This is a genomic window from Alcanivorax sp. S6407 (genome assembly GCF_023016115.1).
Classification (GTDB): domain Bacteria; phylum Pseudomonadota; class Gammaproteobacteria; order Pseudomonadales; family Alcanivoracaceae; genus Alcanivorax.
On record NZ_JALKBH010000001.1, the window covers coordinates 625,957 to 639,438 of the forward strand.

Below are 13,482 nucleotides of genomic sequence, written 5' to 3' on the forward strand. Positions count from 1 at the left end.
AAGGAGTTGATATGGCCAATCACGGCGCCATTCAGACACGAATGCTGCGTGGGCTGATCCTTGGTCTGTGTTTTTGCACGGGCCTTGCAAATGCTGGCATCAACAAGAGTCATGCCATTGCCATGCATGGGCAACCACTCTACCCCGCTGACTTTACCCATTTCGATTACACCAATCCGGCCGCTCCGAAAGGCGGTGATCTCAAACTGCAGGTGGTCGGCAGTTTCGACACGCTTAACCCCTTTGTCCCGAAAGGTCGTCCGGCTGCCGGCATGGGTGCCACAGATAACTCCCACCTCTATGACTCGCTCACGGTTCGTGGTGAAGACGAACCCTTTACCCAATATGGGCTGCTGGCTGAGACCATCGAATGGCCAGAAGATCGCAGCTGGGTGCGTTACCACCTCAATGAAGCGGCTCGCTTCTCGGACGGTGAACCGGTTCGCGCCGACGACGTGGCCTGGACCTTCAAGACGTTGATGAAAGACGGACATCCGTTCTACAGCTTTTATTACGCTGAAGTGGACAAAGTGGAGATCAATGACCCGCTCACCATCACCTTCCATTTCGCCAGCAACTCCGTTAACAAGGAGCTGCCGCTGATCATCGGCCAGCTGCCCATCCTCCCCAGCCACGTCTGGGCAAAAAAGGACTTTGCCAAGGCGGGCATGACTACGCCGGTAGGCTCTGGCCCGTACCGTATCATCAAGGCCGATCCCGGCAAGAAAATTGTCTATCAGCGCCGGGATGAGTACTGGGCGAAAGACCTGCCGGTGATGAAAGGCAGGAACAATTTCGACACCATCACCTACGACTACTTCCTGGATGAGAAAGCGGCCATGATCGCTTTCACCGGTGGCAATTATGACTGGCGCAGCGAGTCCAATTCCAAGGAATGGGCTACTGCCTATAAGGGCCCCGCGTTTGATCGCGGCGACATCAAGACCGAGGTAGTTTCACATCACAATCCTGCCGGCGCCCAGGCCTTTATCTTCAATATCCGTGAGCCGCTGTTCCAGAACCGGACACTGCGCAAGGCCATCGGCTATGCCTTTGATTTCGAGTGGTCCAATGCCAACCTGTTCTACGGACAGTACAAGCGCACCCGCAGCTATTTTGAAAATTCCGATATGGCAGCAACCGGTCTGCCTGACAAAGCGGAACTGGCCCTGTTGAACCCTTACCGCGACCAGCTTCCCGAGTTGGTCTTCACGCGCGAATACCAGCCGCCCAAGAGCGACGGTTCCGGTCGCCCGCGAGAAAACCTGCGTGAAGCCCAGCGGATGCTCAAGGAAGCCGGCTACCAATTCCGTGACGGCAACCTGTTTACCCCGGATGGCAAGGCGGTGACGTTTGAAATCACCCTGATGTCCCCCGCTTTTGAGCGTGTGGTATTGCCCTTTGCCCGCAACCTCAAGGCCCTCGGCATTACCGCCAAGGTCGTCAAGGTTGACTCCGCCCAGTACGTGGAACGTTTGCGCAACTTCGAGTTCGACATGGTGGTGAGCAGCATGGGCCAGTCCAGCTCACCGGGTAATGAGCAAAAGGAATACTGGAGCTCGGAAGCCGCAGACAGCCCCAACAGCCGCAACCGTATCGGTATCAAGAATCCCGTGGTGGATGCGCTGGTAGACAAGATTATCGCGGCCCCGGACCGGGATGCCCTGATCACTGCCTGCCGGGCACTGGACCGGGTGCTGCAGTGGAATTACTACGGGGTATTCAACTGGTACACCGACACCTACCGGATTGCTTACCAGTCTCGCCTCCGCCACCCGGAATTCGGCAAGTATGTCGGGCCCGGTACCTCTCTTGATACCTGGTGGGACAGCACCGCGAAATGAAACTCTACATAGGCAAACGCCTGCTGCTGGTCATCCCCACCCTGTTTGGCATTCTGTTGCTGAATTTTGTGGTCATCCAGGCCGCCCCCGGCGGGCCCGTGGAAAAAACCCTGGCTGAATTACAGGGTATCGGCACCGGTGGTACTGGTGCCGGCTTTGCCGGCAGCAGTGCCGACACCATGAGCAGCAGCAATTACCAGAACGCCAAGGGGCTCCCCCCGGAGCTGGTCGAACGCATTGAGAAAATGTACGGCTTCGACAAGCCCGCCCCCGAACGCTTCTGGCTAATGGTGAAGAACTACTTCACCGGCAACTTCGGTGAATCCTATTACCGCGACCGTTCAGTGACCGAACTGATCGTCGAGCGTCTGCCCGTGTCCATTTCCTTGGGCCTGTGGAGCACCCTTATCGCCTATCTGGTATCGATCCCCCTCGGCATTCGCAAAGCCGTCAAGGACGGCAGCCGCTTCGATGTATGGAGCAGCACGGCGATCATCATTGGTTTCGCCATTCCCAGCTTTCTGCTCGGTCTGTTGCTGATCGTGGTGTTTGCCGGTGGATCCTGGTTTGAATGGTTCCCCCTCCGAGGTCTCACTTCGGACAACTTTGACGAGCTGAGTATGCTCGGCAAGATCGGCGATTATCTGTGGCACATCACGCTGCCCACCATTGCCATTGTGGCTGGCAACTTTGCCGCCCTGACCATGCTCACCAAGAATTCCTTCATGGATGAAATCCGCAAGCAGTACGTGCAGACCGCCCGCGCCAAGGGGCTGGCCGAAAAGCAGGTGCTCTACGGACACGTATTTCGCAATGCCATGCTGATCATCATCGCCGGTTTCCCGGCAGCGTTCATCAGCATGTTCTTCACCGGGGTGCTGCTGATCGAGTTCATCTTCTCACTGGATGGCCTCGGCCTGCTGGGTTTTGAAGCGGTGATCAGCCGGGATTATCCGGTCGTCTTTGGCACCCTGTTCATCTTTACCCTGCTGAGCCTGGTCATGAAGCTGGTCAGTGATCTCACCTACATGTGGGTGGACCCGCGTATCGATTTCGAGCGGAGGGACCACTGATGGGTTTCCCGCTCAACAACCCGTTCAAAAACAATCCGGTATGGGCCCGTCAATGGCAGGCATTTCGCAGTAATCGCCGGGGTTACTGGTCGCTGTGGATCTTTCTGACCCTGTTTGTGCTCAGTCTCGGCGCTGAACTGGTGGCCAATGAAAAACCGTTGCTGCTGAGTTATGACGGTGATCTCTATGTGCCGGTATTCAATACTTATCCGGAAACCACCTTCGGCGGATTCTTTGAATCCGAAGCCAACTACCGGGACCCGGTGGTAGCCGATCTGATCAATGAAAAGGGCTGGATGATCTGGCCCCCGGTCCGGTTCAGCTACAACACCATCAACTACGATCTGCAGGTCCCTGCCCCAGCCCCGCCGTCTTCGGAAAACTGGCTGGGTACCGATGACCAGGGCCGTGACATTCTTGCGGGGCTGATCTACGGCTTCCGCATTTCTGTTCTGTTCGGGCTCATGCTCACCGTGCTGTCCAGCATTGTCGGAATCATCGTCGGTGCGGTGCAAGGTTACTATGGCGGCAAGCTCGATCTGTTCGGGCAGCGTTTCATCGAGATCTGGTCGAGCATGCCGACCCTGTTCCTGATCATTATCATTTCCAGTTTCGTGATCCCCAGTTTCTGGACCTTGCTGGTGATCATGCTGCTGTTCTCCTGGATGACCCTGGTAGATCTTGTCCGCGCGGAATTCCTGCGCTGCCGTAATATGGACTATGTGCGCTCAGCCAAGGCCATGGGCGTTCGCTCACCCATGATCATGTTCCGTCACATGCTGCCCAATGCCATGGTCGCGACCCTTACCTTTCTGCCGTTCATTCTTAACAGCGCCGTGGTCACCCTCACCTCGCTGGATTTCATCGGCTTCGGTCTGCCACCGGATGCCCCCTCTCTGGGTCGCCTGGTGGGCCAGGGCAAGGCCAACCTTCACGCCCCGTGGATTGGCATCAGTGTGTTTGCCACCCTGACGATCATGCTGACACTGCTGGTGTATATCGGCGAAGCCATCCGTGACGCCTTCGACACAAGGAAATTCCTGCAATGAGTCTGCTCAGTGTTCGCGGGCTGACCATTCGTTTTGGTGATCAGACCGCCGTCGACAATATGGATCTGGATCTGGAGCCCGGCCGCATGCTGGCACTGGTGGGAGAATCCGGCTCGGGCAAGTCCCTGACCGCCCTCTCCTTTCTGGATCTGCTACCTGATGCCGCAAAGTGGTCTGCCGAAAGCATGAACCTGGGGGGCGAGAATCTTCTCAATCTCAACGACAAGCAGAAACGCAGCCTGCGCGGCGGTCGCATCGGGATGATTTTTCAGGAGCCGCTCACGGCTCTTAACCCACTGCACAATGTGGAAAAGCAGATTTCCGAAGGGCTGTTTCTCCATCAGGGCATGAGTCAGACACAGGCCCGGGAACGCTGCAAAGAGCTGCTCCGCCAGGTCGAGCTGCCTGACAGTATGGATATGCTGCAGCGCTATCCCCACCAACTCAGTGGCGGCCAGCGTCAGCGTGTCATGATCGCCATGGCCCTTGCCAACAACCCGCAGATCCTGATCGCTGATGAGCCCACCACCGCCCTGGACGTGACCGTGCAGGAGACCATCCTCAACCTGATCAAGCGACTGCAGGACGAACTGGGCCTGTCGATCCTGTTGATCAGTCATGATCTGGGTGTGGTGGGCCGCTTTGCCGACGATATTCTGGTGATGCACCGGGGAAGACAGGTGGAGAGCGGTCCCACCAAAGATGTTCTGGCCAATCCACGGGATCCTTATACCCGCCACCTGCTTGATTCAGAGCCGGCCGGGCAGATGCCAGCGCTGGCCACAGACAGCCCCATGCTGCTGGAAGCCAGTGATATCGAGGTGGGTTTCAAGACAAAGCGCACGCATTTGTTCAAACCCGCGCCAGTATTCCGGGCGGTAGACCGGATTAGTCTCGCCCTGAGAAAGGGAGAGACTCTCGGTATTGTTGGCGAGTCCGGCTCCGGCAAATCCACCCTGGCGCTGGCGATCCTGAGACTGATTGGCAGCACCGGCAGCATCACCCTGGATGGCCACCCCCTGCACGGCCTCAGCCAGGGGCAGTTAAGGCCGTGGAGGCGGCGCATGCAGGTGGTATTCCAGGACCCCTTCGGCAGTCTCAACCCACGCATGACCATTGGCCAGATCATCGCCGAAGGGCTAGCCGTCCATGAGCCCACCCTGGCCAAGGCTCAACGGGAGCAGCGTGTGGCAGAACTGCTGCAGGAAGTGGATCTGCCAACCGAGACCCGCAACCGCTATCCGCACGAGTTCTCTGGCGGCCAACGCCAGAGGATTGCCATTGCCCGGGCGCTGATTCTCAAACCGGATCTCCTGATTCTTGACGAGCCTACTTCGGCACTGGATCGCAGTGTCCAGTATCAGATTCTTGAGCTACTGAAGAGCCTGCAGCAGCGTCATGGCCTGAGTTACCTGTTTATCAGCCATGATCTCAAGGTGATTCGGGCCATTTGCCACCGGGTCATGGTCATGAAGGACGGCAAGGTGGTCGAACAGGGTGATGTTCAGACCATCTTTGACCACCCGGCCGAGGCCTATACCCGAAAACTGATTTCCGCAGCGCTGGCCTGACCTGTCAGGCCGGTACGCAGGAAACACACCGTTGCATTTCAATGGGGCCCGGATCACGTCATGGACGGCGAAATTGCCTATACTTGGCCGCAAAAGGCCCTGACCCGCTCCACCAGGAAACCAACATACGATTTGAGGGACACTCATGGGATTTCTTGCAGGTAAACGCTATCTGATCGTTGGTATCGCCAGCGACCGCTCCATCGCCACCGGTATTGCCGAAGCCATGCACCGCGAAGGTGCCGAGCTGGCCTTTACCTATCAGAACGACAAGCTGAAAAGCCGCGTGGAAAAGGCAGCCGAGCGTTACGGCAGCAGCGCCGAATTCTGCTTTCCCTGTGATGTAGCCAGCGATGACGAAATCAAGGCGGTATTTGCGGGCCTGAGCCAGAAGTGGGATGGCCTGGACGGCATCATCCACGCCGTAGGCTTCGCGCCCGGCAATGAGCTGGACGGCAACTTTGTTGACGTCGCTACCCGCGAAGGCTTCAAGATCGCCCACGACATCTCCAGCTACAGCTTCGTGGCCCTGGCCCAGGCTGGCTACGAAATGATGAAGGGCCGCGATGCAGCCCTGCTGACCCTGAGCTACCACGCTGCCCGTCAGTCCGTCCCCAACTACAATGTGATGGGCCTGGCCAAGGCCAGCCTGGAAGCCTCCGTACGTTACCTGGCTGCCAGCATGGGCCCTGAGGGCATTCGTGTTAACGGCATCTCCGCCGGTCCGATCCGCACACTGGCGGCTTCAGGTATCAAGAAATTCCGCTCCATGCTCGACTACAATGCCGCCAAGGCCCCGCTGCGCCGCAACGTGACCATCGAGGAAGTGGGCAACACCGCTGCCTTCCTGTGCTCAGATCTGGCCTCCGGCATCACTGGCGAGATTACCTACGTGGATTGCGGTGCCAGCACCGTATCCATGCCGTTCGAGCTGGAAGCCGAGTAACACAACGGCCGGGACAGCGGACAAGCCGCTCTCCCTCTCGAACAAAAAAGCCCGCCCGGGAAACCGGGCGGGCTTTTTGTTGGCCGCTCTGCGGCCGCAACACGCAACACGCAGCACGGAGCACGCAACACGCGGAAAAGCCAAACCGCGTAAATTCGCGTGCAAGCATGCTCCCACAACATTGCCAAACTGGTGCCTCTCTAGGTGCGTGATGCGTGCAGCAGCCGCGCAGAGCGGCAAAAAAGATTCATCGCGGGTTTCCAGGAATCTGCTGCTCCAGCCTTTACTCTGCCCTGGGTCAGATTGATGCCATGATGGCGGCTTGAGGAACGAAGGGGTTTTGATCCTGGGTTTTGTTCGCCCCTCCAGTGTGGCTGCTAAAACAAGAACAGCAAGAACAGCAGCACTCAGCAATTGGCGCTCAGTAAACTCTGTGACCTATGTGGTAAATCCGCTTTTGATCTTTGCGTGTTGCGTGATGCATGAAGCGTGTTGCGGCCGCAGAGCGGACCAAAAAAAGCCCACCTTCCGGTGGGCTTTTTATCAACCTTCCCGACTGAGGGCAGGCTTACTGGCTGTCATCCGCGTTCGGGCTGAGTCGCCCCGGGAACAGTTCAACACTGCCCTCTTCCCGGAGCAAGGCAACTACCTGACGGAAGTTACGCTGACCTTCCACATTGCTCAGCTCACCCAGGGCAGCCGCTTGCTGCTGGGGATTGAGCGGCTGGGCATTGCCGTCTTCCACGCGGGTCAGCTGGTAAGCCACCAGAGAACCGTTACCGGTACGGATCAGGGCCACTGACGAAGTGGCATCCTCTGCTGGACGCGGCAGCGCGAAGGCGCCGTTGACCACTTCCATGGAGGGCTCGGCACCACCGCGCTGGAGGCCTTCCTGTTCTTCCACCTGTGTGTCAAACAGACCGGCAATGGTTTCCAGATCGGCACCTTCGGCGACCTTCGCTTCAGCTTCAGCGAACAGGGTCTGCACCTTGTCAGCAGCCATATCACCCTTGATGCGCTCACGAATGGCAAAGCTGACTTCTTCCAGCGGCAAGGCTTCCGCAGGCTTCTCATCGGCAATGCGAACGGCAAGATAGCGCCCCTGATTCACTTCGATCAGCTCACTGTTGTGACCCTCACGACGCACTTCCTGAGTGCTCAAGGCCTGTTGCACCTGGGGGGACGCCAGTGCAGCCGGCAGCGCGGACAGCGGCACCCAGTCGGTGGTTTGCACCTGGCTGTTCACCTGCTCGGCCGGGCTTTGCAGATCACCATGCTCGTACAGCAGTTCTTCCAGGGTCGCCACGTCATCCGCCAACAAGGCTTCAGCACGGGCCTGCAGCAGATCATTGCGGATCTGGCCTGCCAGATCTTCCAGTGCCGGCATCTCACGCTGCTCAGCCACATCGGTCACCTTTATCAGGTGCACACCGGCATCACTGACCACCGGTGCAGAAACCACATCCGGTTGCAGCTCTGCGATAGCCGCTTCCATTTCCTCCGGCAGGGCGCCCTTGGAAACCACGCCCAGATCACCGCCGTCATTGGCAGAGCCGGGGTCATCGGAATACTTGGCAGCCGCGTCAGCAAAGCTCATGCCGCCGGCGATGGCGTCGGCAGCTTCACCAGCGCGGGCCTTGGCCGCGTCCAGATCACGTTCGCCGCCCACTTCAATCAGAATATGAGAGACATGGCGGGCAGTATTCGCCGCTGAGTCTTCCATGATCGCCTTACGCACCTCGTACTCGGCAGCAACGTCTTCATCGCTCACCGTCACCTTGTCGGCATAGTCCTCGGTGGACAGTTCTACGTAGGCAATACGGAATTCTTCAGGACGCATGAATTCGTCCTGATTGTCGGTGTAGTAGCTCTGTATTTCTTCATCGCTTACCGTAAAGGTCTGACGCAGGGCATTCAGATCCAGTTGTGCGTAGCGGATATCACGTACCTGCTCACCCAGCCGACGCTGTTCATTCAGCTCCACGGGCAAGGCAAAGTCCGTTGCCATGAAACCGGAGCGAAACTGTTCCTTGACCATGTCCTGACGCAGGCCACGAATATAGCCCTGCGGAGTCATGCCGCGAGCACGCAGCTCCCGCTCAAAACGCTCATTGGAAAACTTGCCATCCTGCTGGAACAGCTCGATGTTTCGTACATCCTGGGCAACCTGCACTTCGCTGAAAACCATGCCGGCATTTTCAGCAGCACTCAGAATGAGCTGTTCGTTGACCAGGCCATCGAGCACCATTTCCGGGCGCACGAAAGAATCCAGCATGGCCGGGTTCATGTTCGGGCTTTGTTGACGCAGCATGTCGCGGACACGCTCTACGCGCTGATTGACTGCTCTGCGAGTAATGGAATTACCTTCCACCTCGGCAACCACATCACCGCTACCGCCGCCGACGAAATAGCCGTAGAAGCCGGAAATCACAAAGGGAAGGATAATCGCGGCAAGCAGGACCTTGCCCACGGGACCGCGGACAAACCGTCTGAACTCCTGCATGAAATTACTCCGTAGGGATACTCTGTTGAATCTGTATTTTTATTGAGAACACCCGGTTAGGGATAGTTCCCTTTAAACGGAAAAAAGCGCATCCGCGAACGGCTGCGCTTTCTCAAACTGGCGGAGCGGACGGGACTCGAACCCGCGACCCCCGGCGTGACAGGCCGGTATTCTAACCAGCTGAACTACCGCTCCTGCAAACAGTTTAGTTTACCGCGTCTTTCAGTGCCTTGCCGGCCTTGAAGCCCGGTACCTTGGCAGCCTTGATCTGGATGGTCTGACCAGTCTGCGGGTTACGGCCTTCGCGAGCAGCACGCTCTTTCACTGCGAAAGTACCGAAGCCTACCAGAGACACGCTGTCGCCATTCTTCAGGGCGCCAGTTACCGCTTCCAAAGTAGCGTCCAAAGCGCGACCTGCGTCTGCTTTGGAAATGTCCGCGCTAGCGGCAATCGCATCAATCAGCTCTGACTTATTCACAAAATTCCCCTTTCTCTTTTTTCCCGGTTTTATGGTCGAGGCGGATGCACTCTCCTAAGCGAAGCCGACTTTATACCAATGGGTATAGGGGGCGTCAAGGAAGGAAAAATGCAATCTCACCCAAGTTTTAAAAAGTTGAAAAACCAAACAGATCAATACGTTAAATTACTTTAAATTGATCTATCAGTGTGTACTGGGTCGTTTGTTACCTTCCTGGTTTTTCTCTTCTGAAAGCGCCAAATCCTCGTCCTGCTCCGCCTGAGACAGCGGGCTGGGCTGATGAGTCAACGCTACATCAAGCACCTGGTCAATCCATTTTACCGGCTTGATCTCCAGGGATGCCTTGATATTCTCCGGAATCTCTTTCAGATCCCGTTCGTTTTCTTCCGGAATCAATACGGTCTTGATTCCGCCACGGTGTGCCGCAAGGAGTTTTTCCTTCAGCCCACCAATGGGCAGCACCTGACCGCGAAGGGTAATTTCACCAGTCATTGCTACGTCTGCGCGGACCGGGATACCGGTCAGCACGGATACCATGGCCGTACACATGCCGATACCGGCACTGGGACCATCTTTCGGGGTCGCTCCTTCCGGCACATGCATGTGCAGGTCGTTACGCTCCAGTGAGCGGCGACGAATTCCCAGAGTGCTGGCGCGGCTCTTCACCACAGTCCATGCGGCCTGGATGGATTCCTGCATCACATCACCGAGGGACCCGGTAGAGATTACCCGCCCCTTGCCAGGAGTGGAAACACTTTCAATGGTGAGCAATTCACCACCTACGGAAGTCCAGGCAAGCCCGGTCACCTGACCGACCTGATCCTTGTCCTCAGCACGGCCAAAGCTGAATTTGCGAACGCCCAGGTAGTGCTCTACCTGCTCTTCGCTCAACTTGATGGTTTCCGTTGTGCCCGCCAGCAGGTTTTCTTTCACCACCTTGCGGCAGATCTTGCTGATCTCACGTTCCAGACCACGCACACCGGCTTCCCGGGTGTAGTGACGAACGATATAACGCATCACCTCAACACCAATTTCCAGCTCGTCCTTCTTCAGACCATTGTTCTTGATCTGTTTCGGAATCAGATACTGCTGGGCGATGTTGACCTTTTCATCCTCGGTGTAGCCCGGGATGCGGATCACTTCCATCCGGTCAAGCAACGGCCCCGGGATGTTCATGGAATTGGAGGTGCAGATGAACAACGTCTCCGAGAGGTTGTAATCCACTTCCAGATAGTGATCGCTAAAGGTGTCGTTCTGCTCCGGATCCAGCACCTCCAGCAAGGCCGAAGCCGGATCGCCGCGGTTATCCATGCCCATCTTGTCGACTTCATCGAGCAGGAACAGCGGGTTACGCACTCCCACCTTGGAAAGCTTCTGGATAACCTTGCCGGGCATGGAACCAATGTAGGTACGACGGTGGCCACGAATTTCCGCCTCATCGCGTACGCCACCCAGGGCCATGCGGACAAACTTGCGGTTGGTGGCCTTGGCAATGGACTGGCCCAGAGAGGTTTTACCCACCCCCGGCGGCCCCACCAGACACAATACCGGCCCCTTGACCTTCCCTACCCGGCTTTGTACCGCGAGGAATTCAAGAATCCGGTCTTTCACTTCTTCCAGCCCGTAGTGATCACTGTCCAGCACTTCCTTGGCATTGACCAGGTCATGCTTCACACGGCTGCGCTTTTTCCATGGCACCGAGGTCATCCAGTCAAGATAACCGCGCACCACGGTGGCTTCCGCCGACATGGGCGACATCATCTTGAGCTTGTTGAATTCACTCTGGGCCTTGTCGCGGGCTTCCTTGGGCATGCCCACGCTGTCGAGCTTTTTCTCCAGCTCATCCAGATCGTTGCCGGTCTCATCGAGATCGCCCAGCTCTTTCTGGATAGCCTTCATCTGTTCGTTCAGATAGTACTCGCGCTGGCTCTTTTCCATCTGCTTCTTGACGCGACCACGGATGCGTTTTTCCACCTTCAACACATCGATGTCGGATTCCATCAGCGCGATCAGGTGCTCAACACGCTCGCGCACATCCACCATTTCCAGCACGTCCTGCTTCTCTTCCAGCTTCAGCTGCAAGTGAGCGGCAATGGTGTCGGCCAGCCGGCTGACTTCATCAATGGAGGACACAGAGCCGGTAACTTCCGGTGCCACCTTCTTGGAGAGCTTGACGTAGTCTTCGAACTGGGTCAGCAGAGACTTGGCCAGGGCATCCTGTTCGGCCGCCTCAGGCAGCCCCTCTTCCAGCTCACGCACGTCGGCAACGGCACCGTCGTCGGCAAAGTCGGCCTTGACCAGGTGGGCACGGGTGCCGCCCTCGACAAGCACCTTCACAGTACCGTCAGGCAGTTTCAGCAGTTGCAGGATGGTGGAAACGGTGCCGACCTTGTAAACCTCTTCGGCACCCGGATCATCATCGGAGGCATTACGCTGGGCGACCAGCATGATTTGCTTGTCAGCTGCCATGGCAGCTTCGAGGGCCGCTATGGACTTCTCCCGGCCAACAAACAGGGGAATGACCATATGCGGATAGACCACTACATCACGTAGCGGTAACAGCGGAATATCTTTCAGCACGGATTGCCTCTATTAACCAGGGGTGGCGCCTCAGTCCGGCGCCACTTTGGAAGACTGCTCGCTGTTTTCATAAATCAACAGCGGATCGGATTCGCCCTTGATGGTCGGGCTGTCGATAACGACTTTGGCAACACCGTCCATGGAAGGCACCTGGTACATGGTGTCCAGCAGCACACTTTCCAGAATGGAACGCAGGCCACGGGCACCGGTCTTGCGCTCCATGGCCTTATTGGCCACGGCGCGGAGGGCATCCTCGCGGAAGTCCAGCTCAACCCCTTCCATCTCGAAAAGACGACCGTATTGCTTGGTCAGGGCATTGCGGGGCTCGGTGAGAATCTGAACCAGCGCGTCTTCGCTCAACTCTTCCAGGGTCGCGATCACCGGCAGACGACCAATGAACTCGGGAATCAGGCCGTACTTGACCAAGTCTTCCGGTTCCACATCCACCAGCAGCTCACCCAGGTTGCGGGTATCGTCCTTGCTCTTCACTTCTGCAGAGAAGCCGATGCCGCCTTTCTCAGAACGCTCGCGAATCACTTTGTCCAGGCCGGCGAAAGCACCGCCACAGATAAACAGCATGTTGGAAGTATCCACCTGCAGGAACTCCTGCTGGGGATGCTTGCGGCCACCCTGGGGAGGCACGGAAGCCACGGTACCTTCGATCAGTTTCAGCAATGCCTGCTGCACGCCTTCCCCACTCACATCACGGGTGATGGACGGGTTGTCGGACTTGCGGGAGATCTTGTCAATCTCGTCAATGTAGACGATACCGCGCTGGGCCTTGTCCACATCGTAGTCACATTTCTGCAGCAGCTTCTGGATAATGTTCTCGACGTCCTCACCCACATAACCAGCTTCAGTCAGGGTGGTAGCGTCAGCAATGGTGAACGGTACATTGAGCAGGCGGGCCAGGGTCTCTGCCAGCAGGGTCTTGCCGCTACCGGTGGGCCCAATAAGCAAAATGTTGCTCTTTCCGAGTTCTACCTCATCACGGCCCTTGCCGCTGCTGCGCAAACGCTTGTAGTGGTTGTACACCGCAACCGCCAGTACTTTCTTGGCGCGTTCCTGGCCAATCACGTACTCATCAAGGGTTTCCTTGATTTCGTCAGGCTTGGGCAAACGCTCACCGCCGGTATCGGCAGTATCTTCCTGCACTTCTTCGCGGATGATGTCGTTACACAGATCCACGCACTCATCGCAGATAAAGACCGAGGGCCCCGCAATCAGCTTGCGAACCTCATGCTGGCTTTTACCGCAAAATGAGCAGTACAGCAGCTTGCCGTCGTCGCTCTTGCCAGTGGAATCGGTCATCGAATTGCCTCTAAACCTGTGTATGGGATATCGGGTTCTCTTTGAAGATGCAGGGAGACCGGGGGTTTTTCAAGTCCGCCGGGCCTCTCCGCCCCTCCGTTAGGACACTTTTTATACGAAATGATAC

At 57.1% G+C, this 13,482-nt stretch carries 9 protein-coding genes and 1 tRNA gene; 5 read left to right on the forward strand and 5 right to left on the reverse strand.

Annotated features, from left to right (window positions below; all coding sequences use genetic code 11):
- Positions 1 to 11 precede the first annotated feature (11 nt).
- The 5 genes from MWU49_RS02795 to MWU49_RS02815 all read left to right on the forward strand — a co-directional run bounded on the left by MWU49_RS02795 (position 12) and on the right by MWU49_RS02815 (position 6,483).
- A complete protein-coding gene (locus MWU49_RS02795) occupies positions 12 to 1,844 on the forward strand; it encodes an extracellular solute-binding protein (RefSeq protein WP_246967806.1) in 1,833 nt (610 codons plus the stop codon).
- Positions 1,841 to 2,917: a microcin C ABC transporter permease YejB gene (locus MWU49_RS02800; RefSeq protein WP_246967810.1), complete on the forward strand. Its 1,077-nt coding sequence runs from the start codon at positions 1,841 to 1,843 to the stop codon at positions 2,915 to 2,917. Before MWU49_RS02795 ends, MWU49_RS02800 begins: the two co-directional genes overlap by 4 nt.
- A complete protein-coding gene (locus MWU49_RS02805) occupies positions 2,917 to 3,966 on the forward strand; it encodes an ABC transporter permease (protein ID WP_246967813.1) in 1,050 nt (349 codons plus the stop codon). The genes MWU49_RS02800 and MWU49_RS02805 overlap by 1 nt, the downstream gene beginning before the upstream one ends.
- Positions 3,963 to 5,537 (forward strand): ABC transporter ATP-binding protein, encoded by a 1,575-nt coding sequence (locus MWU49_RS02810; protein ID WP_246967816.1) that lies wholly within the window; start codon positions 3,963 to 3,965, stop codon positions 5,535 to 5,537. The genes MWU49_RS02805 and MWU49_RS02810 overlap by 4 nt, the downstream gene beginning before the upstream one ends.
- A 145-nt stretch (positions 5,538 to 5,682) precedes the next feature.
- On the forward strand, positions 5,683 to 6,483 hold the full coding sequence (locus MWU49_RS02815) for an enoyl-ACP reductase (RefSeq protein ID WP_246967820.1): 801 nt from the start codon (positions 5,683 to 5,685) through the stop codon (positions 6,481 to 6,483).
- Positions 6,484 to 7,051: 568 nt separating this feature from the next.
- Here the strand turns inward: MWU49_RS02815 and MWU49_RS02820 are convergent.
- From MWU49_RS02820 to clpX, 5 genes are all read right to left on the reverse strand, one after another.
- Positions 7,052 to 8,986, reverse strand: a complete 1,935-nt coding sequence (locus MWU49_RS02820) for a SurA N-terminal domain-containing protein (protein ID WP_246967823.1) — start codon at positions 8,984 to 8,986, stop codon at positions 7,052 to 7,054.
- 118 nt (positions 8,987 to 9,104) lie between these two features.
- A tRNA-Asp gene (locus MWU49_RS02825) sits at positions 9,105 to 9,181 on the reverse strand.
- A 10-nt stretch (positions 9,182 to 9,191) separates the two neighbouring features.
- Complete coding sequence (locus MWU49_RS02830; RefSeq protein ID WP_022986573.1) at positions 9,192 to 9,464, reverse strand: HU family DNA-binding protein; 273 nt, start codon at positions 9,462 to 9,464, stop codon at positions 9,192 to 9,194.
- Between the two features lie 183 nt (positions 9,465 to 9,647).
- Positions 9,648 to 12,044: an endopeptidase La gene (gene lon / locus MWU49_RS02835; protein WP_348646686.1), complete on the reverse strand. Its 2,397-nt coding sequence runs from the start codon at positions 12,042 to 12,044 to the stop codon at positions 9,648 to 9,650.
- A gap of 30 nt (positions 12,045 to 12,074) precedes the next feature.
- Positions 12,075 to 13,355 (reverse strand): ATP-dependent Clp protease ATP-binding subunit ClpX, encoded by a 1,281-nt coding sequence (gene clpX / locus MWU49_RS02840; protein ID WP_246967826.1) that lies wholly within the window; start codon positions 13,353 to 13,355, stop codon positions 12,075 to 12,077.
- Positions 13,356 to 13,482: the final 127 nt, after the last annotated feature.

What these genes read in the sequence shown, in the direction of transcription:
- MWU49_RS02795 (WP_246967806.1), top strand. Translation starts at nt 12, where the DNA reads ATGGCCAATCACGGCGCCATTCAGACACGAATGCTGCGTGGGCTGATC.
- MWU49_RS02800 (WP_246967810.1), top strand. Translation starts at nt 1,841, where the DNA reads ATGAAACTCTACATAGGCAAACGCCTGCTGCTGGTCATCCCCACCCTG.
- MWU49_RS02805 (WP_246967813.1), top strand. Translation starts at nt 2,917, where the DNA reads ATGGGTTTCCCGCTCAACAACCCGTTCAAAAACAATCCGGTATGGGCC.
- MWU49_RS02810 (WP_246967816.1), top strand. Translation starts at nt 3,963, where the DNA reads ATGAGTCTGCTCAGTGTTCGCGGGCTGACCATTCGTTTTGGTGATCAG.
- MWU49_RS02815 (WP_246967820.1), top strand. Translation starts at nt 5,683, where the DNA reads ATGGGATTTCTTGCAGGTAAACGCTATCTGATCGTTGGTATCGCCAGC.
- MWU49_RS02820 (WP_246967823.1), bottom strand. Translation starts at nt 8,986, where the DNA reads ATGCAGGAGTTCAGACGGTTTGTCCGCGGTCCCGTGGGCAAGGTCCTG.
- clpX (WP_246967826.1), bottom strand. Translation starts at nt 13,355, where the DNA reads ATGACCGATTCCACTGGCAAGAGCGACGACGGCAAGCTGCTGTACTGC.